This window comes from Weissella bombi (assembly GCF_900094835.1).
Lineage (GTDB): Bacteria > Bacillota > Bacilli > Lactobacillales > Lactobacillaceae > Weissella > Weissella bombi.
This window is the reverse complement of record NZ_FMAO01000001.1, coordinates 56,339-82,511: the sequence shown is the minus strand read 5'-3', so window position 1 is coordinate 82,511 and position 26,173 is coordinate 56,339. Positions and strand designations below refer to the sequence as shown.

The window sequence follows — 26,173 nt, the reverse complement described above, 5'->3', positions numbered from 1 at the left end:
GCTAAACCTCCTCAATTACCTTAGCTTCGTTTGCAATCAAGTGAACACTTTGGTTATAAACCGTTACGTCAATATCATGATCCGCTAACACTGTTACTTTGCCTGGAACAATATCGATTGCTATTAGTGTTCCTCGGAAACGTTGCTTAAATGATAAGTGACACCAACTATCGGGTAAACTAGGATTAATAACAACGGCACCATCGCGTAGGTTAACACCACCAAATTCATTTTGAACGACCGCTAATGTTTCACCCATTACACCAATGTGAATACCTTCTGCTGTTGTTCCACCTTGAATATCATAATAATCTGATCCGATTGCTGTCGTTAAGAATTCTAATGCTTCTTGCTTATTATCAAGCGTTATATCAATTCCTGCAAAAACAGGTCGTGATGTTGTTGAACCATGGACTGTTCTAGCAAGATAGTAATCCTTATTCACTTGCAACCAATTTTCTGGTACTGAATAGCCTAATTGTTCAATTAACCGCAACATATGTTGATGACCTAGATTATAAATCGTCATTAACAAATCTGTCTGCTTAGCGACTTGATAATCATCTGGTGATAAGCCTTCTGCTTTCATCAAACGATCAATTCGGTGAATATCAGTATACTTAGCACGATAGGCGTCAAAATCAACCGGCTTTAAATCAAAGTAACCCGCATATTGTGCAATCACACCATCCTCATTAATTTCCAAGGCTAGCTTATTAGCAACGTCTTCTGCTTCTGCGAGTAAGGATGGATCAATATCAGGTAGCTGTGGATTAGCACCTAATTCTTGTAACCAGTTCAAAGCCCAAGTCAACATCAAGTTAGTATAAGCGTTGTCTTTAATACCACCAGTCTCTGCATTAGGATAAGCCTCATGGAATTCATCAGGTCCCATTACACCAGCTATATGATAGCGATTATCTTCTTCTAACTGTGCTTTATTCAACCAGAATTTTGAAGTTTCAACAACAACATCTAAACCACCTTCACGTAAGATGCTTTCATCTCCAGTCATTTGCACGTAAATCCAAAGATTATAAACTACGGCTAACGATACATGGCGTTGTAAGCGGGAATTATCAGCATCCCATTCATTATTCACCGTGTTTAAGTGAATAATTTGTGCTTGCTCATCCCCAGTCATACCAGATTGCCAAGGGTACATTGCACCAACTTCGCCCTCTGATTGTGCATTTAACTGTGCGCCATGCAGGCGTGTTAGTCGGTATTTCAAGATATCCTTAGCTGCCGCTGGCTCATTAGCAGCTAAATAAGGTACAACGAAAATTTCATCCCAGAAAATATGACCTCGATAACCCTCACCTGTTAATCCTCGCGAACCAACAGAAGCATCCAAATATTGATTAGCATTGTGTTGTGCCGACTGATGCATATGGAAAATATTCATACGAATCATGCGTTGCAAATCTGCATCATCGCTATCTAACACGATGTCATTATCTTTCCATACACCTTGCCAATACTTTTGCACATCCGCTTTAATATCAGCAAACGTATCCGTCAATTGTTGCGTAACAACATCAACCGGATTGTCTTCTTCATAACTAGTTGCAACACCAATGATGCGATCAATATTTATGGCACTATCTGGTGTTAATTTGAATTGTGCTTGTGTCACAATTTGATTATCTGCCTGTGTTGATACAAATTCCGCATCACCACTAGTTGTTTTTGCGCCAACTGCTAAAACAATCTTTGATTGTTTTGTTTGTGCAGTTAAGACACTATCCGTCATATTGGTAACATCGAACTCACGCGATTCAAAATCACGATAACGCTTAACATTTTTATTTTCTACGGTACCATCAATAACGGCTTGCACTGTCACATCGGCATTAAAATCTCCTGAAATTGAAATATTAAGTGCTAATTGATGCATCTTATATGGATTAACAACTTTTTGAGTTTCTAAAATCAAATCACCTTTAGCAGTTGGTAACGTGAATTTTTCTGACAGCAGACCAGTGTCAAAGTGTAAAATTGATTCACGTGCCGTTGGTTCAAATGAGATCAATTCATCATCGACAAATAAATTAATCAATTGCGGATTAGGCAAATTAACAAGATCCTCATTAACCACATCACGCCCTGCTACTGGCGTTGTTGTTTGATTAAATACTCCCGCAACATATAATCCTGGATAATGATCGTCACTATAAGATGTCATTACTGGAGCACCACGCCAACCAAGATAACCATTTCCTAAAGTTAATAATGATTCTTCGCCGTATGACCTAACACCATCTGTTAAATTATCATAAACTAATTGCCAATTATTTTGACTCATCTATAACTCCTTTATTTGAATTAATTATTGAACTGCATCCTTGAACACATTCTTTTGTTCAGCTTCCTTAGCAGCCTTTACATCAGAATCCTTGAATCCCCAGAAGTAAACAGCGATGAATGACACAACTGTTGTGACAACTCCAGCGATTACGAAATACCAAATGTTATTTGGATTTGTCTTTGAGAAGAATGATGGGAAACCAATCCATGAACCAGTGAAACCAAACATATCAACCTTAAACAATCCAGCAATCAAACCACCGACAGCACCACCAATGTTTGCCATCCAGAAAACACGACCATACTTCAAATTAATACCGTACATGGCTGGTTCAGTAACACCAGCAAATCCAGATAGTGCACCAGCTAATGCCAAACTCTTAATATTTGTAATCTTTGACTTAGCCCAGACTGCCAAAGCACCAGCACCTTGTGCAATCATTGTAAAGTTAATCAAACCATTCAAAACTGAATGACCAGTTTGTGCAATATCGTTAGAAATAAGTGGCACAATCATCCAATGTAGACCGAAAATAACTAATACTTGGTAAAGACCACCAATCAACAAACCAGCAATTGCTTGGTTTAACGTTACAATCCAATTAATAAATGCTGCCAATCCTGATGAAATCAAAGTGATAACCGGTCCAACAACGACCAAGACAACCATTGAAACAATGAATAACGTAAATAATGGCTGGAAAATTGAACGAAGGCTTAGTGGCAAAACTTTCTTAAGCCAGTTTCCAACTGGACGAGCTAACCAAGCCGCAAAGATAATTGGGAAAATTGAATATGTGTAAGATGGAATGTGAATTGGTAGCCCCAAGAAAGTTGCATTCATCGTTACACCCAAAAACTCAGTGAAATTCTTTGAAGTCTTAGCACCTAAATCAACCATCGTTGGGTGCACTAACACACCTGCAATCGCTGCGACAATAATTGGATCCGACTTCAACTGCTTAGCAGCAGTATAACCAACTAAAATAGGCAAGAAGTAGAAGGTTGAATCACCCATTGTATTAATAATTTGGTATGTGGTTGATGATTCATCAATCCAACCCAAATTAAATGTAAATAACGTTAAAAATCCTTTTAAGATACCAGAAGCTGCCAATAAACCAATGACCGGCATCATTGAACCAGTAATGGTACCAATTAGCAACTGGAATCCATACTTAATTGTGCCAAAAAATCCTTTAGGTTTATTAGAACCACCTGTGGCACCGCCAGTTGCTTCAACCGCTGCTTCAGTTGCTTCTGCATCGACAACATCATCACCCAATTGATCGATAACTTTGTCGTACACATCTTCAACAGCCTGTCCAATAACAACTTGGTATTGGCCCAACTGTGAATTGTAAACTGCACCTGCAACCCCATCTAAATCTGAAATTGCCGCTGAATCAGCCTTCTTCTCATCTTTTAAATAAAAACGTAAACGTGTGATACAGTGAATAACTTTATCAACGTTTTCTTTACCACCAACGTTTGTGATAATGTCCTTTGCTAATGCATCATAATCTTGTTTTGCCATGAGTATTTCCTCCTCAATTAATTGATGGCAATTGCTTGACCAACTTGTTCACCCGCCGTAACTGAACCAACATTTGTCGTCAAGTTATCTAGCTTATCTGCTGAGTTAGTAATTAATACCATTGTCGTCTTAGGTAACTTGGCAGTTTCAATACTCTGCCAATCAACTACTGACAAGGTATCACCACCTGAAACAATGTCCCCAACTTTTACTTGTGGAGCAAATGGTGCACCATTTAATGACACCGTATCAATACCGATATGAACTAAAATTTCAAGTCCATCAACACGCTTAATACCAACTGCGTGTCCTTGTTGTAGTGTCACTTCACCAGCAACTGGCGATACAATATCACCACCATTAGGCTCAACTGCAAATCCATCGCCCATCATCTTACCAGCGAAAACAGGATCAGAAACATTTTCTAAATTAATTAGTTCACCTGTTACCGGTGCGTATAAATTAGCATCATTTTCAGCGACTTTTTTCTTTCCAAATCCAAACATGAATAATCTCCTTCTCGTTAAACCTTACGTCGTCTTGCAAACTCAACACTTGTAAAGCGATCAGCACGATGGCGTGATTCCGTATATGACAAAATACGATTATCAGCTAACCTGGTTTCACTACGAATGACAACCATGGCCATTTTTTCATCAACATGTAAGAGCTGACGATCACGTGCATTGCTTTTCTCAACTGTCATTCGCTTAATTGCATAGTCGATTTGTAATCCTAATTGATTTTCAAAGTAGTCAAACAATGACTTTTGCGCCGCTTCATGAGGCACCGTCGCGACCGTTTCTTGATTGACGTAATCATAATCTAAAACAGTTGCTTCACCGTCTACTCGTCGACGTCTTTCTACTAAACTTGCCAACATTGAAGAATCAGATAAAGTTAATTTTTCAGGAACTTCAACATTTGGCTCAATACTAATGACATCATTGCTGGCATTTAAATTAGCTTGTGATACCATTTCACGATAACTTTCAAGAGTTGAAACGGGAAACACAAAATGTTTACGATCCAAAACGACAGATCCCTTACCAGGTAACCTTTGTACATAACCATCACTTGCTAGAGCTTTAACTGCTTTCCTAACAGTCTCACGTGATACTTGATAACGAAGCACCAATTTACCGTCACTTGGCAGAAAATCACCTGGCAGATAAACTTGATTATGCAAATCCTTCAATAAATCTTGATAGATTTTTTGATATTTTTCCATTTGCTTCCCCCTTTCAACAAGTTCATTCTACCTGACTATGAAATCGTTTTCAACGTTGACATATCAACAATTTTAAAACAGGACTAGTCAGGTTGTACAAACCCTTGATTTACGTTGATTTTCCGGGCTAGTCAGGTTTTTTAATCAATTGTATTCGCTTCCACAATAAATTAACATAATTTACTAATTCCATCTGACCAGCTTTTTAGAATTGCAATAAAATTATGCTAAAGAATAAACAAAAAGTGTCGAAACAAAGCTTTTCGTCTTTGGTTCGACACCCTTAATTAACTATTTAAAATTTTTAAATTGTTGTTCCACGATACAACGAAATTGGTAAAATAAAATCTCCTTCATCAATCAGTTGCTCATCATTATCAATTCTATGCATTAACATCTTGACTAACATCATGACAATATCATCTAACGGTTGCACAATTGTCGTTAAATCTGGGAAATACGTTCTTATGAAATCTGTACCATCGTAGCCAATAACTTTTAGCGAATCGGGCACCTTTATTTTGAGCATCGCTGCGACCTGTAATACTAGAATAGCTGTTAAATCGTCCGCACATACGATACCGTCAGCTTGTCCTTTTTCTAATAAACGCCGAATAGAAGCTTGTTTAATCATTGGTGTTTCATCAAAATAGATTGGAAGTACATGACTATCTAGGCCCAACACTTCAATTTGTTGACGATATCCTTGTAACCGTTTATCAGTCGGATTTCCCTTTTGGTCAGGGTTTCCCATAAAGTAAATTTGACGCGCACCAGCATCGTATAAGGTTTGTGTCGCTAAAACACCACCTTGTAGATTATCGCTACTAATTGTTGGCATTTTGTCAACATAACGCCGGTCAAAAGAAATAATTGGCAAATTAGTATTTTGATATTCTTCAATCCCTAAATTATGGGCACCTGTAATAATACCATCAACTTGGTTAGCTAACAGCATTCTCAAATAATCACGTTCCTTTTCAACATCGTCTGCTGAATTACAAAGAATAACTTTATAGCCTTGCAAAAATAAACTTTTTTCAAGCTTTTCAATTAATTCTGAAAAGAACGGATTTGTGATACCAGGAAAAATCAACCCAATAATCCGTGTTTTTTTCCCCTTTAAAGATCGCGCCAATGAATTTGGCTGATAATGTAACTTTTCCATTGCATCAAAAACATTTTGCTTCGTTTGTGCGCTTAAATAACCATGATTATTAATCACTCGCGAGACAGTGGTTGGTGATACACCCGCTTCTTTAGCAACATCTGATAATTTTGGTTTCACAATAGCACATCCTTTTTGAACAAATAACTTTTATTTATTCATTGTACCAAAAAATAACCATTACATATCGTTAAGTTTAAAATATTGCCCTGTGTAGTCAGTTATGTTTTCATCAGAAAAAGCAATCGTTGTATGCGAATTATCTGCAAAATAACGTAAAGTCAAAACCTTTTGACCATCATTAACAAAAATCTCACATACGGAATGGTCAACAAAAATATCAAGCATTACAGGCGTATTTGGATCTAGTCTAATTTGATGCTGTTCACCAAATTCAATACCAAATTTTTCACCAACGTTTGACCGATCAACGGTTAATTTCCCGTCTATTGTATTAAATTTTAATTGTAATGCATGTTCTGTAGTACCATCACTTGCCAAAAGTAAATTACCAATTTGATCTGCCCCTAACGTTAGACGTAGTTCATATTGTTGACCAGCTTTTTCAACCAATACACGTTGCTTTTGAGGTAATTCCTGTTCATAATCCCGTAATTTTGACATTGCGGCAACGGGTTGCTGGTAAAGCTGGCCGTCAACAATTTTTAACTGTTTTACCATACTTAAACAATGGGCCCAGTTCTCTTTATCCGTTGGATATGCAATTTCTGGCAACCCAATCCAACTAATCAAATATGCATTACCGTCTGGTGCATTAAATGCTTGACTTGCATAAACATCAAAACCTTCATCCAACTGTACCATCTCACCATTTTCTGCTTCAAAATAATTCTGTTCAAAATCAAAATAATCAGCAATTGCGTAAACGTTCGGATAAATATTAGTCGTTTTTAATTCATCTTGTGGTAACCCTTGAGGACAAAAAATTAATACTTTTTTGCCATCAACATCAACTAAATTGGGACATTCAACCATAAATCCTAAGTCATGTAAATTGTGTTTAACATAGCCTTGATCATGCCAATTTTTTAAATCATTCGATTGGAAAAGTGATATTTCACCCTTTAATGTTTCCTTATCCTGTGCGCCAATTAATGCATAATACTCGTTATTAATTTTTAATAATTGTGGGTCGCGAAAATGATCAGTAACATAAGCTGGTTGCTTAATTAATGGTTCCATTAATTTTGTTATGTGATTATCTTTGTCCATCCAAGCACCGTTTTGAAAACTTTCTCGTTGCCAATCTTGTGTACGAACATTTCCGGTATACATTAAGAATAATTGATCATCAATCACCTGAGCTGAACCTGAATAGGCACCATGTGAATCATAACGACCGCCGGCTGGTAAAGCTATGCCTAAATTTTGCCAATGAACCAAATCATTAGATACACAATGCACCCATGACTTTAACCCATGAACTGGTCCAAAAGGAAACGCCTGATAAAACACATGCCATTGACCGTTAAAAAATGAAAATCCATTTGGATCATTTAATAAACCAGATTTAGGACTAATATGAAATTTTGGTTTGTATTGTGACGTAGCGGCTTGTTTTTCCAAATTATCAATTAAAGTCGTTGAATAATTTGAATAATTCCGATAACGTTGCTCTCTCGTCCATGCCATAATAAGGCTCTCCTTTTCGTGACAGTGAGTTATTTATATTAAAATCTATCACTTATAAAATAAGTTAAATGAAAATAAATGTCAATCGTTTGACACAATTATTACTCCTTAAAATATAACCTCTAATAAATTTTAAAATTTTTAATGTCAAACGATTGACATACACAAAAAATGCGGTATCCTTAGTATGTAGCAATAAGAGAAAACGCTTTCAAATATCCAAAAGGAGTAGAAAAATGGATCATAAAAAAGTTGCTAATGAAATTGTCGATGCTGTCGGTAAAGACAATTTTGCTGCCGCTGCACACTGTGCAACACGTTTACGTTTAGTTATTAAAGATGAGGGAAAAATTAAACAAGACGCATTAGATAATAATGATGATGTTAAAGGAACATTTAAAACAAATGGTCAATATCAAATCATTATTGGTCCTGGTGATGTTAACAATGTTTACGATGAACTAATCAAGATTGCTAATGTATCACCAGTTTCAACTGAAGAATTAAAAGACTTGGCCCAGGATAACAAAAAATTCAATCCTATCATGGCCTTTATTAAGCTATTATCTGATATCTTTGTACCAATCATTCCAGCCCTAGTTGCCGGTGGTCTATTAATGGCCTTGAATAATTTCTTAACTTCTGAGGGATTGTTTGGGCCGAAAGCATTAGTTGAGACATTACCTGCTATTAAAGGCCTATCAGCCATGATTCAGTTGATGTCTGCTGCCCCATTCATTTTCATGCCAATCCTGGTTGGAATTTCCGCAGCTAAACGTTTTGGTGCTAACCAATACTTAGGTGCTGCTCTGGCAATGATTATGGTATCCCCAGATTTAGTCGCAAATCATAATTGGGATATTTTTGGTTTAGCAGTCTCACAAAATAATTATTATTATCAAGTTATTCCAGTATTAGCCGCTGTTTATATTCTGTCAGTTATTGAAAAATTCTTACATAAAAAGTTACCATCAGCAGTTGATTTTACTTTTACACCACTAATTTCATTAATGGTAACAGGCTTTTTAACTTTCGTAGTTGTCGGTCCTGTCATGCGTCTACTTTCAGACGGTATTACTGATGGTATTGTATTCATCTATGGCGCACTTGGTTTTGTTGGTACCGGTATCTTTGGTTTACTTTATTCACCAATTGTCTTAACCGGATTACATCAAAGTTTCCCTGCCATTGAAACACAATTAATTAGTGCTTTTACTCAAAACCATACTGGTTATGGTGATTTTATCTTCGTTGTTGCCTCAATGGCTAACGTTGCTCAAGGTGCTGCAACATTTGGTATCTTTGCATTAACAAAGAATAAAAAGATGAAAGGTTTGTCTTCTTCTGCAACAGTATCTGCCCTACTAGGGATTACAGAGCCCGCACTATTCGGTGTTAATCTAAAGTATAAGTTCCCATTCTTCTGTGCCTTAATTGGTTCAGGTGTTGCTGCTGCTCTAGCCGGTTTCATGCACGTAATTGCTGTTTCACTAGGATCAGCTGGTTTCTTAGGTTTCCTATCAATTAATGCAACATCAATCCCAGCTTATTTGCTATGTGAGGTTGTTTCTTTCATAGTCGCATTCTCACTAACTTACTTATACGGTAAGAAGAACAGTGCTAAAATGGCTGCTATCGATGGCGTTGGTGCCCCTTCTACAAACGATGATGTCACATCAACTCCAGTTATTACTGACACTGACAAAATTGTGATGGCTCCTGTTTCAGGTGTCGCTACTGATCTTAGTGAAGTTAATGATGATGTCTTTTCTTCTAAATTAATGGGCGAAGGTGGTGCAATTGTACCCACTGACAACAATATTTATGCACCAATTGCAGGTACATTAACTGTCGTTTATGAAACAAAACATGCTTATGGTATTAAGGGTGATGATGGGATTGAAGTTCTAATCCACTTAGGAATCGATACCGTTAACTTAAAGGGCGAATTTTTTGAAACGAACGTAACACAAGGTCAACACGTCAATGTTGGTGATCAATTAGGTAGTTTTGATATCAACAAGGTTGCAGCAGCTGACTATGACACAACGGTTATCACAGCCGTAACAAATACAACTGACTTCAACAACGTTGCTCGTCTAGGTAACGGGGACATTCAACATGGTGATCAGTTCGTTATTGTGACACCTTAAAAATTTTGAATATAACAAAAAGACCAATGATTTTTTAATCATTGGTCTTTTTAACTATATTAATTTAAAACGCTTAGGCTTCTTCACCATTCACTTTAACAACAGCCTTTGAAACAACACCTAACTTACCATTCACAAAATCGTCAACTGTTTTATAGTCTAGTTCATGTGACATTAATGGCTCAACATTTAATTTACCAGATGAAAGCAATGCCAATGAGTCCTCAAAACTATTTGGATTAATAAATGATCCTTGGATGGTTAATTGCTTTTGGAAAATATCATAAGTATTCATTTCAAACTTAGCGTCCGGTCCACCAACACCAAACATCAACACTTGTACACCTCGTGCAGCGGCTGCAATAGCCTCTTCTTGCGTTTGTGGCATACCAACTGCTTCGACAACAACATCATATTCTTCTGCGGGTACGACGTCACCCTTATTAGTATTGAAAATGTTTTTAACACCAAATTGTTCTTTATTCATAGCTAATTTTTCATCTACGATACCAGCTAAATCAACTTGATGAATCCCATATGCTTGTAGTAATTGCACAAATAGTTCACCCATAAAGCCGTCTCCAATAACCAAAGCCTTTTGATAAGGAGACACCTTCAATAACTTAATACCGTGAACGGCACATGAAATTGGTTCAACAACTGAAGCAGATTTCAATGACACGTTATCTGGAATTTGATAAACGACCGATGCTGGTGCAGTGAAGTAATCGGCAAATCCCCCATCACGAGTTACCCCTACTGCTGACAAGTTCTCACACAATTCTGGACGTCCAGTGCGGCAAAACTTGCATTGACCACAATAAATGTTAGGATCAACAGTCACACGATCACCGACTTTTACATTTGTTACTGCATCCCCAACTTCAGCGACAACACCTGAATTTTCATGACCTAAGACAATTGGTGGCACTGCATCTGTTGAACCTGGTAGTCCCGCGTACAATGCGTGATCAGTACCACAAATACCAGCAAATGCAGTATGAATCAAAACCTCATCAGGTAAAACATTTGGTCGGTCAATCTCTTTAACCTCTAATTTTTTAATATCTGTCAAAACAAGAGCTTCCATAATAAATTCTCCTTTGTATATAAGTATCCCTCACTATATTGTAAACGCTTACTCAAATAATAACAAACTTTTTTATTGAAAATTTTTTGAACAAAAAAGGACCGGCAGATGTCTGCCAGTCCATTAAAAATATTAATCTTGCCACAAATATTTAGCATCCATCACTGGATCTTGTGAAGTCAAAATTTTTGGTCCGTCGTTCGTAATTGCTAACGTATGCTCATATTGTGCTGATAAGCTACCATCACCAGAAACATAGTATTCCCAACCAGTTTCAGGAACAATTTCCGTTTTAATCTCCCAATCACCGCCAGCATTTACCATCGGCTCAATTGTGATAACCATGCCAGCCTTTAGACGTAGTCCCTTATGTGGCACTCCATAATGAAAGACATTAGGCTCTTCGTGCATTGTAGGTCCAATTCCATGACCAATCAAATCACGGACATCACCCATATGGTTCTCATTTTCAACATAATCTTGAATAGCAAAGCCAATATCACCTAAACGATTACCAACTTGTGCTTGATCAATTCCTAGATACAAAGCTTTAAGTGTAACATCCATTAAATGGTCAATTTCTGGTGTGCTTTCACCAACAACATACGTCCAAGCTGAATCACTTTCATAACCGTGCCAGTTAACACAAAAGTCAACTGTTACAATGTCATGATTCTTTAACTTCAAACCCTTACGTGGTGTTGCATGAGCAACTTCATTATTGATACTGATGCATGTTGCATACTTATAACCTTCAAAGCCCTTTTCTGAAGGTGTTGCATCATGATCTAAAATATATTGATTGACAATTTCTTCAATCTCCCAAGTATCCATACCAACATTAATCTTATCGCGCAATGCCAAGTGTGCACCAGCTAGAATAGCACCAGATTTTGCCATACCTGAAATTTCTCGCTTAGATTTTAAAGTAATCATTTTCTCTCCTTTATCAGCCTACTTGATTTTTTGTGTTAACTCACTCGGCTTATTTTGTATTATTTTTAATAATTCCAAATTAAATACCCGCCGTTTAATAGGTCGATACTTTTTTAGAAAATGCATATGCAATATATTAATTGCAAAGCTGAGTAAAATTCCCGGAACATAATTAAACAATCGTTGTCGATCATAAACCATTCCCGGATAAACCACAACAAACTGATTATCTAACTTTTTGACGCCATAATCAATCACTTCTTTTTTGGCTACCATATAATCACGCAAAAACCAAGGCGCTGCATTTGCACCAATAAAGATAAATTTAACGGATTTTTCAGCCGCAGCAACTTGATCAATCGCCTGTTTCGCTGGTTGTACACTATTTTGATAATAACTAGTATTTTTACGCTTGCTAGGTAAAAAAATACCCACGCAATCAATCACAATATCTGATGATGAAATTACTTGTTGCCACTTACCAGACTTATTGAAATCAACTGCCATATAGGTAACAGGCCTAACTAAATTCTCTTTATTTTTATCTCCAGAACGAGACATACTTATTAAATCGTAATTAGAACTATTTTTTATAATTGTTGCTAAAATACCTTGTCCCAGGTAACCGGTACCACCCATCACTGTTATCTTCATAATTTTTACTTCCAATCAACATTTTTTGAGCTAATATTAGTACCTTCATAGTTTATCAAATTTTTACCGCTTTTTTTAGCTTGATATAAATACTTATCTGCACGCTTATACAAAGCTAACTCCTCAGTATCAGTTACATCATGTTGCGTAATACCAATCGATAAGGTGACTTTAATTGATTCGCCATTCGCGTTTGTAATACTCAACTGATTTACCATATTCTGAATGTCTGAAATAATTGTTAAAACTTGTTGAGAACTAACATTTGCAAATAATAACGTAAATTCTTCACCACCAACTCGATAGAATGAAGCTTCCACTTTTAAAGTATGAATATGATCATTAATTATCTGCGATACCATTCGTAAAGTGGCATCTCCCATGGCATGTCCATATTGATCATTAATTTTCTTAAAATCATCTATGTCAAACATTACTAAGTACCAAGGTACTAACTTCTTATGATAAACGCTTAAATCTGCTTCAAAGGCACGGCGATTACCAATACCAGTCAAAAAATCTGTGTTAGTAAGTCGTGACAACAATTGCCACTGTTGTCTAATCAACCTATCTAATAGCAAAAAAATTGTCATATAACCGATAGACGATAAAACTTGTGAAATAAACAAGCCGAATGTTATACGAGAATCTACCGTAAACATCATCCAACATAGTATTAAATAAGGCGCAATAAAAATATACGAGCGCGGACCCCACTGGGTAACAAACGTTTGTCTGAAAAATGTAAAAATATTAATCAAGATAATTGATAACAATCCCACACATGAAATAAATAGCCTGATTTGACCTTGTGGTGTAACAAAAGTATCAAAGTTTTGAAACACGGCGACGATAAAGGATATAACAATAATCACATTATTGATGCGTACGTAGATGCGGTCATGAAGCAACATTATGAAATATAGCATCATTGCTACTTCAATACTAATACTCTCTAGCTGAACCCAATAAGAATTCATTTTGAATAAATTTAACATTGTAATGATAATTGCTGCCATAGGCATAATTATCCTAATCCAAAATAATCTTCTACGCATTACAAAAGAATCTTTAGCTTTATTAAGTAATGCTTTCAACCCATAATTAACCGCAATTGTCCCAATCATAATTAAAACTGCCGTTAATTGAATTGTTATCAAATAAAATAAATCTATCATACTAGTCCTTACAATTTTTCGGGCTTAGCAAATAAAAAGCCCTGTTGGTTATGGACGTTCATCGTCAATAACCAATATGAAACCATTTCTTCTTCAACACCTTCAACAACCAATGAAATTTGTTCGTTAACTGTTAAACTACGTAACAGTTTAATTGTCCAATAAATTTGTTGTTGATTTAAATTCTGACCACCATTAACAAAAGACCATTTAATTCGTGAAATATAGGGTCTTACCAACATAAAATTACCAATTGAATTATTACCCTGCATAATATCATCTAATGCAATCTTATACCCCAATTCATGCAGCCGTTTAAAGGCAGAGACATTAATATTTTCAGGGTAGTCTGTAAATCTTTTTTCTGGTGCTTCTTCTGTTACTTCTATTAGAATACGATTTCGCATGTCTTCAGCAACATTTTCTAAATATGCTAAAGTTTCAGGAAATTCTAGTTCTTGTTGCGTAAAATTTAAGCTAAAACGATAATCGGGATATTCCTCTTTTAAATAATTAAGTGCTTTATCTAAGTCCTTCAAATAAGCAATATATTCAGTAGACGTAGAGTTTAATAACTTATGAAACTCTCGTTCGGGAAACCCTGCTTTCTTCTTGTAGCGTAATAATAATTCAACATCGTGTACCTCATGCGTTTTAGCATCAATTATTTGTTGTCCAACAAAATAAAAATCACTCATGGATAGATTTTAATTTACCTCACTCATATATTTTTTTGCTGAGATAGCATGTAATCCATCATTATCTACTTTATATATGCCCGTTTTCACTTTACTATGATATGCTTTGTGAGCCAATTTAGTAAAAGTTTGATGATAACTAGGGATAACAACATAATGATATCCTTTAATTATATACTTAAATTCTTGTGTCGAAACGTCAAATGCCTCGCGACCATCAACCCGATCACTAAATAAATAATAACGACCAACATATTTCGTATAAGCGTTATCAACTTCACTTTTAACTGGATCAATCACCAATACTTTTTCATGATTAAAATGTGTCACATCGGGAATCATCTGCTGCATTGTTTTAGGCAACGCATGTTCATTAATTTTATCTAAATAATTTATCCCATTAATTTCAGATAACATTAATACTGTCCCCAATAAAAATATGATAAAAGTACTTTCTTGGTAAATTTGTTTCGTACGCAAAGAAGCAAAAGAAGTCCGATTTCTTAGTTTTATATTTGGTTCAAATGATGAACGATCGTAATCATTTAACATAACCACACTCGCAATCAACATTATGAAGATTACAATTGTTGATAAATAGCGATCAATTCCTGCTAAGGTTATCGCCTCACTATAAGGCATAGAAACCAAATACATACCTAATAATCCAACAATATACATTATTGTTATTAAATCACTAACCAACAATATTCTTAAACTATAACTGGTTTTATGAAGCAAAAAACGTATAATCAACCAACTAGCTAACAACACCAAATTTATCAATAAAAAACTTTGCAAAAATAGCGTGTCGATATTGAACAAATGAGCCAAGAATTTATGGATAATTAAATCCTTCGTATGTGTTGATTCTTGATCAACCTGTCTTTGATAAGCTTGAACATTTAATGCATGTTTTGATAATTTTGAAAAAGTTTCTGCTACATGCCACCGCCAGAATAACCAACCGGTAAAACTAATTGCAATCGTAACGACAATTTTTAAAACAGCAAACATGAACATTTTTAATTTATTCTGGCTATGAAAAGCTTCTGATAATACCGACATACCAAAATAAATTAAAATCAAAATAGCAAAATAAATTGCTGAACTTTTTGTTAACAATAAAAAGTTAACAATTAGACTCGTACTAATAATTTGCCACCCAGCATGATGATTTTTATTAATATAGACTGCGGCAATGCCCGCAACGCCTAATACTGCTAATACACAGTCTACCAGCAAATTATTAAACCTAATACTGATATTTAATATGTTAATAAAACTTATTACTAATAATAAAGTAACCGTCATCAAAATTCTTTTTTGATCTCTTAACATGCCAAATAAGGTATATAAACCCGTCCAGATAATTAAAAATTGTCCAATTAATAACACACCTTCATGATAACCAACAATAGTCGTAAAGTACGTTAAAAATATAGCGGTAGCTGGTGGATAATCAGTAAACGTTACTAAATTTTGACCAGCCGTAGGTAATTCACCAACAAAATGTAAATATTTAACCATCGTTGCCCAATGTGAAAAATTATCATAGTGAATTAGTGAACTGTGATAAAGCGTGAAAGCAAATAGCGTACCAAAAATAATAAACCAAATATCAAATACATGAATGTTATTAAAGTAAAAATTTCTATTAAATATTTTGTCAGCAATAGAAGCTGCACATAAGCAAAGACCTAACCAAAAAACAAGCCATATACTAATCGTCAAATAACCAGCCAACGCTGCAAAATAAATCATTAAACTTTGTATAACGATGGCTAATAACCATGCCAGATACCGATTGCCACCTAATCTAGTAATCGCTTGTCGATAACCGATTAAGGACAAGCCAAAAAGCAGTAATTTTAATATAATCATTGTTTACTTTGCTCTCTTCTTATTTTAATTCTCATCCATACATTCTTGATATGATAAGTAATATTCAGTAATAACGCATCATAGATTGTCATCCACGAATCTTGTTCCCAAGGAAGCAACATATTTTTACCATTATAAATCAGACCATACAATTTATTCTGATCCATTGGTGTTATTTGTTCAATCATGGCACCATACCTATTCTGACCACGTGCCACCTTAACGATACCCATAAATTGAATATCATCATGTACCAGATTAACTGTTATGTGATCATCAACGTGAAGCATGTGGTTGTCTAAAACAACAAATGACAACCCATTATCAGAAACATCAACGGTTTTTATTGCTACCTTACTATCGTTAACCGTTGTTACCGTGCCTGCCACTTCACGCGAGAAACGTTCCGACTGTCGGTTAATTGGTCTTCCCCATGAAATATACAAGCTAAACGTCAAATTAATTAAATGCGTTATTAGCCAGAAACTAATAACCGCACCATACATTATTTCTGAACCCCACTTACCATAATTAAAAGCAATAAGTGACCACAAATCCAAAATCCACAAAATTAAGTATGGTAGGCTATATGTTAATGCTCGTGTTGATTGTTTACTTACCTTAGCTGTTACTTTAAACTTTTTTTGTTTAATTCCCAATGTTTCTAATAAAACAGGTAACCAAAGATATGGGGCAAAGAATGTTTCTTGAATTTCTCCCCAACGTTCACCACGAATGTTTGTATTTCCTTTATCCATTACATAATGCAACAATAAATAGCCTGGTGCCCAAAAGATTAGTAATAACCAAAAATTAGCATCAACCAATTGCACATGCCATAGCACAAATAAAATGGGTGCTAAGATGAATAACATTCGTCTTAAAAATGACCACCAATATAGGTAAACATTTATTAAAATCATACGGTTGAATAATGGAATTTTGCGGTTGATAAATATATGCAAATTCCGTGAACTCTGCATTACACCACGTGCCCAACGTACACGCTGCTTAATAACGCTTCTCACATCCATTGGTGTCATACCACTTGATTCAGGCTCCATAGTAGATATGCTAGTATAACCAGCCATATTAATACGAACACCTAACTCAAAATCCTCTGTTAACGTTTTTTCCGGAAAACCACCGGCTTCATCTACTGCTTCTCGCATAAACAAAGCACCTGATCCGGTAAAAATTGCAACACCATTTGAACCATTTAAAATATTTATATCCCGAGAAAAGAAATCTTGTTCATTAGTAGCTGTTTTTTCTGAAAATAAATTGTATTGAAAAATATCAGCATTATAAAAGCTCTGCGGTGTTTGTAGAAATCCTAATGTTTTAACTTGATCATCTTCAATTCGGTCGTTTTTATTTTTAATAAAATAAGGGACTGAATGTAACAAAAATGTTTGATATGGAATCATATCGGCATCGAAAACAACTAATAATGGTGCTGAAATATATTTCAGTGCGTGATTAATATTACCCGCTTTAGCTGCTTGATTTCCTTCTGGCATATCAATATATTGCACATGACTTTCCAAAGCTAAACGCCTAACTTCAGGGCGATTACCATCATCAGCTATCACAATATTCACATTTTGACCAAAACCTGGTGTCATATTGACAGCCGCGTTGACTGTTTTTTGTAATAATTTCACATCCTCATCATGTGTCACAATAATAACGTCAACGTCAGGCCAAATCGTTGTGCGATCAATTTCGGGTAAAGCAATTTGGGCTTCCTTTTCCTTGTTAAATCGTAAACGTAGCCATATTAAAATGAATGCCGTAAAATTGGATAACAATTCACTCAATAGTAGTAATAATGCAATGATAAATGAAAATAAGTGATGGTAAGTTGGAATAGTAAAAAATATCCGCCAAATCAAATACAAAACGGTTAATATTATGGCCAACGCATAAATGGCTTTTTGATAAAATTTAAGCTTCACTTTTCCCCTCCACTGGCTTAAACACCACCTTCTTTTGAATTTGATAACTAATCAAAAACAATAAGAAATCTATCCATAATTTAATAAACGTTATCCAAAATGTTGAATGTAGCTGGCCTGTTAGTTCACTCATTAAAGTAGTCATCAAACCAGATGTTATCATTTGTACAAACATTAATGTGACATACTTTAATAACGTTCTTGATCCTTGATCTTGAAATACAATTTTTTTATTAACACCGTAATTAAAAATAGCTGATAATAAGCGCGCTATGATTGTAGTTAATAAAATGAAGTTGGATGAAGTTGCATTCATCATAAAATTAACTAATATGTAGAAACTAACAAAATCAATTAGAAACGAACCTAATCCGCTAAAAGCAAATTTAAAAAAACGACTATAAATTGATATTGAATCTGCAATCACTCTAAAATGTGATGTTTCATTATCATTTAAATAAACTGTTTGAATTGGTACTTCAATAAGTTCGACATTTGATTGCTTTGCTGACAAGAGCATTTCAAATTCAAATTCGTAACGATTTGATTTGAACGACAATAATTGCTTTACATATTTTATTGGTATCACACGTAATCCAGTTTGTGTATCATTTATATTAATTCCTACTAACAAGCTAACTAATTTATTGGTCAACAAATTTCCGAATCGACTCCTTAGGGGTACATCATCTCCAAATGTACGACTGCCAATAACTAACGCCGTCATATTTTTGATAAATGTGTTTTCAACCGCTCGAAGATCCTCAACCAAATGTTGTCCATCTGCATCCATAGTCGCAATCCCTAAAATATCAGGATAATTCTCAACAATATACTTAAATCCAGTTTTTAATGCTGCCCCTTTTCCTTCATTAACCACATGGTGTAGCACAACAATATCTGAAAAATTCATTTTAATTTGATTAAAAATATCTTGTCCATCTGATCCATCATCTATAATAATGATTCTTTGATCAAAATTACTTTGCTGATATAAATTATCAATTAACTGTAATAATTTCATATCAGGATTAAAAGCAGGAATTAGTATACCAATATTACATAAATTATTATTTTTCATAACTCTTATCTCACGAATTTATTATTTTAGCACTTAGCTTTAATATAATACAAAGTAAAGTTTTCCAAGTCAATACCTATACCAATTTGTATATGTTGAAAATAAATAAATAAGTCATGATAAAAATGGTATGTGTAATAATGTAAGGCATTTCATTTTATTAATTTATATAATTATGAATATTTAAAAATATTTTTTAATAATTCTCATATACCCCATTTAATACAAATAAGGATGCCACATATTTCGATATATAATCAAAATATATGACATCCTTATATGAGTCTGAAATTTTTTCTATCTAGTTTTTAATGATTAATGCTTAACAGCATACTTGAAATTAAATGGTGCACCTGTTGGGTTAGCAATGACACCCTTAACGCTTGGATTCAACATTGAAGCTGTTGAACGATAGTATAGCGGTGCCACACCAGCTTCCTTCTCTAATATTTGTTCAGCCTTCTTGAAGTCATCATATTGTGGCTTCTTATTATTAGCATTCTTAACTTCGGCGCTTTCTAATGCAGCATCGTAGTCAGCATTCTTCCACTTACCGTAGTTATATGATGCATCAGCCTTATACAAATCCAAGAATGATGAAGCATCAGGATAATCGGCTAACCAACCAAAGTTCAACATTTGGAAGTCTCCATCAGTACTCAACTTCAAACGTTGCTTCTTTGGCACAGTCTTAATTGAAACATCCATTCCCTTTAGGTTCTGCTCTAATTGCTCTTGCAAGAATTGTGAAACACGCTTTGAAGTGTCATCATCATCGGTTAACAATTGTACAGATAACTTAGACTTACCTTCCTCTTTCAAGCCTTGCTTAAATAACGTTGCTGCTTTCTTCTTATCAAACTTAATTGCACCCTTTACTTCAGCATCAGTAGCAAAATCCTTATTATTATTTGGATTCTTAACTAAGCCCTTAGGTGTATAAGTTGTTGCCGGAATAGCTGAACCTGTAACAATTTTATCTGATAATGTCTTACGATTAATTGCATAAGAGACCGCTTGACGAATCTTCGCATTTTTAAACTCAGGAACTTTTTCTTGGTTCATCTGCAAAGCTTGCGTTGCACCAGTTTTAATTTCTTCATAGCCCTTCTTATTCTTTGATGCTTTAACCTGATCAGGAGAGAGCGGTGTAAAATCTAATTTCTTTCCTTGATACAAATTATAACCTGTGTTTTGGTCCTTAATAGTCTGAACAGCAATCTTCTTAGTCTTAACTTTCTTCGCATCAAAGTACTTATCATTCTTTACAAATGAGTACTTGTTGTTTGATCCAGACCATCCCTTTAACTTGTAAGGTCCTGCTGACAAATAAGTTTTAGCAGATGTTCCATACTTACTTCCCTGCTCATTGACGAATTTTTCATTCTGTGGGAAGAAAACAGGCATCGTAATTTCCTGTAAGAAATATGAAGAAGGTGACTCTAATGTTACCTTCAATGTATGATCATCGACTGCTTCAATTCCTAAATCAGTCGGTTGCTTATCACCATCTTGAATAGCTTTTGCATTTTTTACACTATCAAGCAAGTAAGCATATTCCGATGCCGTCTTAGGATCAATTGAGCGCTGCCATCCGTAAACAAAATCCTTAGCAGTTAAATCATCCCCATTCTCCCACTTCAAACCTGAACGTAGATGGAATGTATAGGTTAGTCCATCTGATGATTTATCATAACTTTTAGCTGCTTCGTTCTCTAACTTATTTCCCTTACCAAATTGCACTAATGGTAACCCCGTAGCACCAATTGCATCAGCTGACACAGTATCAGTTGATTTAGCTGGATCCATTGTTGGCAATGCCGCTACTTCTGACCAATTAATCGTTTTACCAGTTGTTGCCGCCGAAGCCGTAACAGTCGGTAATGCAACACTACCAATCATTGTAACTGATGCCGCTAATGCAGTAATTTTTCCAATATTTCTCATAATTGCCACCTTCTACATCCTATCTGTTAATGTTTCATTATATTACCATATAACCCTCATTTAGTCTAATTATTTTTTAATTTTATTTTCAGGTAATAAAAAAGGCCAAAGCACTAGGCTTTGACCTTTTATAACATACAAGCTAACAGCTGAATGCCAACTTTTATTGCGCTTTCTTAATGAACTCAATAACAATACGATTAAATTCATTATAAAATTCTAAGTGTGGAATATGACCCGCACCCTCAAATACGTACACGGCAGAATCTGCTTGTTTGTGCAAATCATTTGCAGCTTGCGCATGTGCAAATGGGTACAAAGGTGACTCCGAACCAGCTAAAAACAAATGTGGTATACGTTCATTTACAACAACATCTCGCCAGTCCTGAACAATACCATCAACCATTAATGGCCGATTCTTTTTGAAATTAAATGGCACGTAACCAGCTGAAACTTGTTGTTTCAATTCTTTATCGATGGTTTGGCGAATTAACTTCGTTTTGGAAAAATCATCAGCAATTCGACTAATTTCTTTAAATGAAGAATCAGCAATACCATACTGCCAACCATCTTCATTTAACATTTTAGGCGTCTGATCTTCAGTTACCAAAGCTTTAACATGCCGGTCACCAAACAAAGAAATATACTGACTAGCCACCATTGCTCCCATTGAGTGACCAACTAAGCTAAAATCTTCAACATGTAGATATTCCAACAGATTTTGTAAATCCATCGCTAACCGTGAAATGCGTAAACCTTTGTCCGTTTGCTCACTTTGACCATGATTACGATATTCAAAACGTAAAATACGAAAACCAGCTTGTTTAAAATCATCAACTTGTGCCGTCCAGGTCGTAATCATACTTGTATACCCACCTAGCAGTACAACTACCGGTTGATCGTAATTACCATCAAATTGGTAATGTAATCGCACACCGTCATTTGTTTTAAAGAAAGACATTGCTTACCCACCTCAATTTAGTTATTTCTATCTATTATACATGAATACCCAAACCATCCGCTACTTCGGCTGCATCCATAATTGCTTCACCCAAAGTTGGATGTGGATGGATAGTCAAAGAAATATCTTCTGAAGTTAAACCATTCTCAATTGCCAATGAAAGCTCAGAAATCAAATCTGAAGCCGATGGACCGACAATTTGAGCTCCTAGCATTGCATTACTCTCTTTATCGGTAATCAAGCGAATAAAGCCGACACCTGCATCCATAGCTAATGCACGTCCATTACCTGCAAATGGGAACTTGCTAATCTTAGCATTCAAGCCCTTTTCTTTAACAGAATCTGGCGTTTCTCCTGTAGTAGCAAGTTCATACTGTGTATAAGCAACAGCTGGTAATGAGTAGTGCAAATCACGTGCATTCGCAGCGCCACTAATAGCTGCTGCTGCGACCTTACCTTCAAAACTTGCTTTGTGAGCCAAGGCTGGACCGGCAACAATGTCACCAATTGCGTAAATGTGAGATACACTCGTCTTCATCTGATCATTTACTTCAATCAAACCATGATCACCAACTTTAATATCAGTGTTGTTTAATCCAAGCGTATCGGAATTAGCTTTACGTCCAACCGATACCAAAAGATAATCACCGGTAACCGTTTGTTCCTTACCATCAACTTCATAAGTCAATGTGACTTCTTTATCAGTTTGAGTAGCACCCTTAGCCATTGCTGACGTGATGATTTCACCGCCGTGTTGCTTGAAGTCATTCAACACTGGTTTTGTCATTTCTTTATCAAAACCATTCAATGTGTGATCAAGACCTTCAACAATTGTGACCTTTGATCCTAAGTTGGCATATGCGCCACCTAATTCAGAACCAATAACACCACCGCCGACAACAATTAGACGCTCAGGTACTTCTGGCAAGCTCAAAACACCAGTCGAATCAACAATACGACCACCAAACTTCAAGCTTGGAATCTCAACAGGTCGTGAACCAGCAGCCACAATTGCATTTTCAAAACGCAACAATTGGTGACCATCTTCTTGCACGACGTTTAAAGTCTCATTATCAGTAAATGTTGCTTCACCTTTAATTACTTGAACATGGTGCTTCTTCAAAAGCATCGCAACACCGCCCGTAAGTTGTTCAACAACCTTGTGTTGCTTCCAATCTTGTGCCTTTGCCCAGTCTAATTTACCAGTCAGTGACAAACCAAATGGGTTTTCTTCTTGTAATTCACGATAATGATGACCAACATTAATCAATGCCTTTGATGGGATACATCCAATATTCAAACATACACCACCAATATTATCACGCTCAATGATGGTAACATCTTGGCCTAATTCAGCTGCTCGAATTGCGGCAACATAACCACCAGGGCCTGAGCCAATAATTACTGTACCAACATCCGTTGCTTCTGCACCAACAACCATTTTTATACCTCCATCAACATAAAGCTAGGATCAGCCAACAACTTCTTAAAGTAATTCATTGATTGTTGACCTAACATACCATCAATCAAACGGTGATCGTAGCTTAGTGATAACTTCATATTCTGTCCGACAGCCAATTCACCATTTTCATCAACGATTGGCTCCTTAAGAATTGATCCAAGACCTAGGATAGCTGATTCCTTACCATTAATAATTGGTGTGAACCAAGTTCCACGAGCTGAACCCAAGTTAGAGATAGTAATTGTTGCACCTTGCATTTGTGCTGGCTTAATAGTACCTTCGCGAACAGCTGTTGCTAGGTCTGCAATCTCGGTTGCAATAGCCATAATTGACTTGCTCTCAGCATGTGCAATAACTGGTACATACAAACCTGATGGTGCGTTAACGGCAACACCAACATTTACAGTATCATGATAGATAACTTCATTGCTATCCATATCAATTGATGCATTAAGCTCTGGGAACTTCTTACCCATTGCTGCCAATGCTTTAACTGCATATGCTAGATAAGTTAACTTAACGCCTTGTTCCTTAGCTGATTCCTTGAATTGTGAACGGTGTGCAACCAACTTTGATACTTCAACACTATCAAAGTTCGTAACCGTTGGAATCGTAGCATTTTGCACTGACATTGCCTTAGCAATTGCCTTACGAACACCACTCATTGGCTGACGACCAGACTTCATCTCAGCTGGTTCTATCTTTGGAGCTGGTCCGGCTGGAGCAACAGGTGCCTCCGGCTTTGGAGCTTCAGGAGCTGGTGCTGCTGGCTCTTCAACACCTAATTGTGAACCAGTAAAGCCAACAACATCGTTCATTGTAATATGACCATGGCGACCAGTAGCAGGTACTTGGTTCAAATCAATTTGATTTTCAAATGCGTAATGACGTACAGATGGCATTGCCAAAATTTGACCGTTAGTTGCAACAACATTACCTGCAGATGCTGGTTCTACCGGAGCCTCCGGAGCTGGTGCTGGTGCTGCTTCTGGTTCAGCTGGCTTTTCTTCTTCCTTGGCAGCAGGTGCTGACTCTTCACCAGCAGCACTACCAGAACCATCCCCATCAAACTCAATCAATGGATCACCAACAGCAACAGTTGTATCTGGTTCAACAAAGAGCTTTGTTACCGTTCCAGCGTATGGTGACAAAATTTCTTGTACTAACTTATCATTTTGTACTTCAGCAACTGAATCATCAACAGCTACCTTATCACCAACTTTGACTAACCAATTAGTGATATCACCTTCGGCCATTCCTTCACCGATGTCCGGCATTTTAAAAATCTCAGTCATAGTTTACAACCTCCTTGGCCTTAGCAACAACATCATCGGCCTTAATCATCCAATCGTTTTCAGCTTGTGCAAACGGATAAACTGTATCCGGTGCTGCCACACGGCCGATTGGTGCCTTTAAGCTTAAAATAAAGCGTTCTGAAATTTCAGACATAACTGTTGAAGCAACACCAGCCATACGTTGTGCTTCTTGAACAACCACAACACGACCAGTCTTCTTAACTGATTCACCGATTGTTTCAATATCAATTGGTGATACAGTACGTAAGTCAATTACTTCAGCCTCAATACCGTCCTTAGCCAATTCATCAGCAGCCTTTAATGATAGTGGTACAGCACCACCATAAGAAATAATGGTTACATCAGATCCCTCGCGAGCAACTGCAGCCTTATCTAATGGTGTTGTGTAGTAACCATCTGCGACTTCACCCTTCATAGAACGGTAAAGGTGCAAGTTCTCCAAGAAGACAACTGGATCATTTGATTCAATTGAACTTAGCAACAATCCCTTAGCATCAGCCGGATTAGCAGGCATTACAACACGCAAACCGGGAACTTGTGCAACAATTCCTTCCAAATTATCAGCGTGCATTTCTGGTGTCTTAGTTCCACCACCATATGGTGAACGAACAACGATTGGCATGTTACGTGTACCATTAAAACGGTAACGTGCACGTGACATTTGACCAGCAATTGAATCCATTACTTCGAACAAGAATCCAAAGAATTGAATTTCCATAATTGGACGGTAACCTGTTGTTGCCAAACCAATTGCTAATCCACCAATTCCTGATTCGGCCAATGGTGTATTGAAGACACGATCTTCACTGTACTTTGCTTGCAATCCATCGGTTGCACGGAACACACCACCATTTTCACCAACGTCCTCACCAAAAATTAGGGTGTCTTCATCTTTCTCCAAAGCTAAATCTAAAGCATCCTGAATTGCTGCAATATATGTTTTCTTAGCCATA

At 36.2% G+C, this 26,173-nt stretch carries 20 protein-coding genes; 1 reads left to right on the top strand and 19 read right to left on the bottom strand.

The genetic code is table 11. The features are described 5' to 3' along the window. Nucleotide 1 precedes the first annotated feature (1 nt). The 6 genes from GA0061074_RS00410 to GA0061074_RS00385 form a co-directional block, all read right to left on the bottom strand. A complete protein-coding gene (locus GA0061074_RS00410) occupies nucleotides 2-2,308 on the bottom strand; it encodes a glycoside hydrolase family 65 protein (protein WP_092461131.1) in 2,307 nt (768 codons plus the stop codon). A gap of 24 nt (nucleotides 2,309-2,332) precedes the next feature. Beyond that, the gene (locus tag GA0061074_RS00405; protein WP_092461130.1) at nucleotides 2,333-3,847 is read right to left on the bottom strand and encodes a PTS transporter subunit EIIC; all 1,515 of its coding nucleotides are present in this window, start codon (nucleotides 3,845-3,847) and stop codon (nucleotides 2,333-2,335) included. A 17-nt stretch (nucleotides 3,848-3,864) separates the two neighbouring features. Beyond that, complete coding sequence (locus tag GA0061074_RS00400; RefSeq protein WP_092461129.1) at nucleotides 3,865-4,353, bottom strand: PTS sugar transporter subunit IIA; 489 nt, start codon at nucleotides 4,351-4,353, stop codon at nucleotides 3,865-3,867. A gap of 17 nt (nucleotides 4,354-4,370) precedes the next feature. Beyond that, nucleotides 4,371-5,078, bottom strand: a complete 708-nt coding sequence (gene treR, locus GA0061074_RS00395) for a trehalose operon repressor (RefSeq protein WP_092461128.1) — start codon at nucleotides 5,076-5,078, stop codon at nucleotides 4,371-4,373. Between the two features lie 304 nt (nucleotides 5,079-5,382). Continuing rightward, nucleotides 5,383-6,366, bottom strand: coding sequence for a LacI family DNA-binding transcriptional regulator (locus GA0061074_RS00390; RefSeq protein WP_092461127.1), 984 nt, complete (start codon nucleotides 6,364-6,366; stop codon nucleotides 5,383-5,385). Nucleotides 6,367-6,426: 60 nt separating this feature from the next. Beyond that, nucleotides 6,427-7,899: a sucrose-6-phosphate hydrolase gene (locus GA0061074_RS00385; RefSeq protein ID WP_092461126.1), complete on the bottom strand. Its 1,473-nt coding sequence runs from the start codon at nucleotides 7,897-7,899 to the stop codon at nucleotides 6,427-6,429. A gap of 236 nt (nucleotides 7,900-8,135) precedes the next feature. Here GA0061074_RS00385 and GA0061074_RS00380 point away from each other — a divergent pair, with 236 nt between their 5' ends. Beyond that, a complete protein-coding gene (locus tag GA0061074_RS00380) occupies nucleotides 8,136-10,052 on the top strand; it encodes a sucrose-specific PTS transporter subunit IIBC (protein ID WP_092461125.1) in 1,917 nt (638 codons plus the stop codon). Nucleotides 10,053-10,125: 73 nt separating this feature from the next. Here GA0061074_RS00380 and GA0061074_RS00375 read toward each other — a convergent pair whose 3' ends face one another. The 13 genes from GA0061074_RS00375 to GA0061074_RS00315 all read right to left on the bottom strand — a co-directional run bounded on the left by GA0061074_RS00375 (nucleotide 10,126) and on the right by GA0061074_RS00315 (nucleotide 26,172). After that, entirely contained in the window at nucleotides 10,126-11,142 is a 1,017-nt protein-coding gene (locus GA0061074_RS00375) for a zinc-dependent alcohol dehydrogenase family protein (protein ID WP_092461124.1), read from the bottom strand. A gap of 132 nt (nucleotides 11,143-11,274) precedes the next feature. Then, the gene (gene map / locus GA0061074_RS00370) at nucleotides 11,275-12,078 is read right to left on the bottom strand and encodes a type I methionyl aminopeptidase (protein ID WP_092461123.1); all 804 of its coding nucleotides are present in this window, start codon (nucleotides 12,076-12,078) and stop codon (nucleotides 11,275-11,277) included. An 18-nt stretch (nucleotides 12,079-12,096) separates the two neighbouring features. Further along, nucleotides 12,097-12,732 carry an NAD-dependent epimerase/dehydratase family protein gene (locus GA0061074_RS00365; RefSeq protein WP_092461122.1) on the bottom strand — a complete coding sequence of 212 codons (636 nt, stop codon included), beginning with the start codon at nucleotides 12,730-12,732 and terminating at the stop codon, nucleotides 12,097-12,099. Between the two features lie 5 nt (nucleotides 12,733-12,737). Continuing rightward, complete coding sequence (locus tag GA0061074_RS00360; RefSeq protein ID WP_092461121.1) at nucleotides 12,738-13,910, bottom strand: GGDEF domain-containing protein; 1,173 nt, start codon at nucleotides 13,908-13,910, stop codon at nucleotides 12,738-12,740. A gap of 8 nt (nucleotides 13,911-13,918) precedes the next feature. Further along, complete coding sequence (locus GA0061074_RS00355; protein ID WP_092461120.1) at nucleotides 13,919-14,608, bottom strand: EAL domain-containing protein; 690 nt, start codon at nucleotides 14,606-14,608, stop codon at nucleotides 13,919-13,921. Nucleotides 14,609-14,617: 9 nt separating this feature from the next. After that, the gene (locus GA0061074_RS00350; RefSeq protein ID WP_092461119.1) at nucleotides 14,618-16,492 is read right to left on the bottom strand and encodes a hypothetical protein; all 1,875 of its coding nucleotides are present in this window, start codon (nucleotides 16,490-16,492) and stop codon (nucleotides 14,618-14,620) included. After that, nucleotides 16,489-18,453 carry a glycosyltransferase family 2 protein gene (locus tag GA0061074_RS00345; protein WP_092461118.1) on the bottom strand — a complete coding sequence of 655 codons (1,965 nt, stop codon included), beginning with the start codon at nucleotides 18,451-18,453 and terminating at the stop codon, nucleotides 16,489-16,491. Before GA0061074_RS00345 ends, GA0061074_RS00350 begins: the two co-directional genes overlap by 4 nt. Beyond that, nucleotides 18,443-19,534 carry a bifunctional glycosyltransferase family 2/GtrA family protein gene (locus GA0061074_RS00340; RefSeq protein ID WP_092461117.1) on the bottom strand — a complete coding sequence of 364 codons (1,092 nt, stop codon included), beginning with the start codon at nucleotides 19,532-19,534 and terminating at the stop codon, nucleotides 18,443-18,445. The genes GA0061074_RS00345 and GA0061074_RS00340 overlap by 11 nt, the downstream gene beginning before the upstream one ends. Nucleotides 19,535-19,849: 315 nt before the next feature. Beyond that, complete coding sequence (locus GA0061074_RS00335) at nucleotides 19,850-21,481, bottom strand: peptide ABC transporter substrate-binding protein (protein WP_092461116.1); 1,632 nt, start codon at nucleotides 21,479-21,481, stop codon at nucleotides 19,850-19,852. A gap of 163 nt (nucleotides 21,482-21,644) precedes the next feature. Continuing rightward, nucleotides 21,645-22,442, bottom strand: a complete 798-nt coding sequence (locus tag GA0061074_RS00330) for an alpha/beta fold hydrolase (RefSeq protein ID WP_092461115.1) — start codon at nucleotides 22,440-22,442, stop codon at nucleotides 21,645-21,647. A 34-nt stretch (nucleotides 22,443-22,476) separates the two neighbouring features. Further along, nucleotides 22,477-23,883 (bottom strand): dihydrolipoyl dehydrogenase, encoded by a 1,407-nt coding sequence (lpdA, locus tag GA0061074_RS00325; protein WP_092461114.1) that lies wholly within the window; start codon nucleotides 23,881-23,883, stop codon nucleotides 22,477-22,479. Between the two features lie 2 nt (nucleotides 23,884-23,885). After that, entirely contained in the window at nucleotides 23,886-25,199 is a 1,314-nt protein-coding gene (locus GA0061074_RS00320; protein ID WP_092461113.1) for a 2-oxo acid dehydrogenase subunit E2, read from the bottom strand. Further along, entirely contained in the window at nucleotides 25,192-26,172 is a 981-nt protein-coding gene (locus tag GA0061074_RS00315) for an alpha-ketoacid dehydrogenase subunit beta (RefSeq protein ID WP_092461112.1), read from the bottom strand. The genes GA0061074_RS00320 and GA0061074_RS00315 overlap by 8 nt, the downstream gene beginning before the upstream one ends. Between the last annotated feature and the right edge of the window lies 1 nt (nucleotide 26,173).

Excerpts from the sequence above, each read along its gene's own strand:
- GA0061074_RS00410 (WP_092461131.1), bottom strand. The coding sequence starts at position 2,308 with ATGAGTCAAAATAATTGGCAATTAGTTTATGATAATTTAACAGATGGT.
- GA0061074_RS00405 (WP_092461130.1), bottom strand. The coding sequence starts at position 3,847 with ATGGCAAAACAAGATTATGATGCATTAGCAAAGGACATTATCACAAAC.
- GA0061074_RS00400 (WP_092461129.1), bottom strand. The coding sequence starts at position 4,353 with ATGTTTGGATTTGGAAAGAAAAAAGTCGCTGAAAATGATGCTAATTTA.
- treR (WP_092461128.1), bottom strand. The coding sequence starts at position 5,078 with ATGGAAAAATATCAAAAAATCTATCAAGATTTATTGAAGGATTTGCAT.
- GA0061074_RS00385 (WP_092461126.1), bottom strand. The coding sequence starts at position 7,899 with ATGGCATGGACGAGAGAGCAACGTTATCGGAATTATTCAAATTATTCA.
- GA0061074_RS00380 (WP_092461125.1), top strand. The coding sequence starts at position 8,136 with ATGGATCATAAAAAAGTTGCTAATGAAATTGTCGATGCTGTCGGTAAA.
- GA0061074_RS00375 (WP_092461124.1), bottom strand. The coding sequence starts at position 11,142 with ATGGAAGCTCTTGTTTTGACAGATATTAAAAAATTAGAGGTTAAAGAG.
- map (WP_092461123.1), bottom strand. The coding sequence starts at position 12,078 with ATGATTACTTTAAAATCTAAGCGAGAAATTTCAGGTATGGCAAAATCT.
- GA0061074_RS00365 (WP_092461122.1), bottom strand. The coding sequence starts at position 12,732 with ATGAAGATAACAGTGATGGGTGGTACCGGTTACCTGGGACAAGGTATT.
- GA0061074_RS00360 (WP_092461121.1), bottom strand. The coding sequence starts at position 13,910 with ATGATAGATTTATTTTATTTGATAACAATTCAATTAACGGCAGTTTTA.
- GA0061074_RS00355 (WP_092461120.1), bottom strand. The coding sequence starts at position 14,608 with ATGAGTGATTTTTATTTTGTTGGACAACAAATAATTGATGCTAAAACG.
- GA0061074_RS00350 (WP_092461119.1), bottom strand. The coding sequence starts at position 16,492 with ATGATTATATTAAAATTACTGCTTTTTGGCTTGTCCTTAATCGGTTAT.
- GA0061074_RS00340 (WP_092461117.1), bottom strand. The coding sequence starts at position 19,534 with ATGAAAAATAATAATTTATGTAATATTGGTATACTAATTCCTGCTTTT.
- GA0061074_RS00335 (WP_092461116.1), bottom strand. The coding sequence starts at position 21,481 with ATGAGAAATATTGGAAAAATTACTGCATTAGCGGCATCAGTTACAATG.
- GA0061074_RS00330 (WP_092461115.1), bottom strand. The coding sequence starts at position 22,442 with ATGTCTTTCTTTAAAACAAATGACGGTGTGCGATTACATTACCAATTT.
- lpdA (WP_092461114.1), bottom strand. The coding sequence starts at position 23,883 with ATGGTTGTTGGTGCAGAAGCAACGGATGTTGGTACAGTAATTATTGGC.
- GA0061074_RS00320 (WP_092461113.1), bottom strand. The coding sequence starts at position 25,199 with ATGACTGAGATTTTTAAAATGCCGGACATCGGTGAAGGAATGGCCGAA.
- GA0061074_RS00315 (WP_092461112.1), bottom strand. The coding sequence starts at position 26,172 with ATGGCTAAGAAAACATATATTGCAGCAATTCAGGATGCTTTAGATTTA.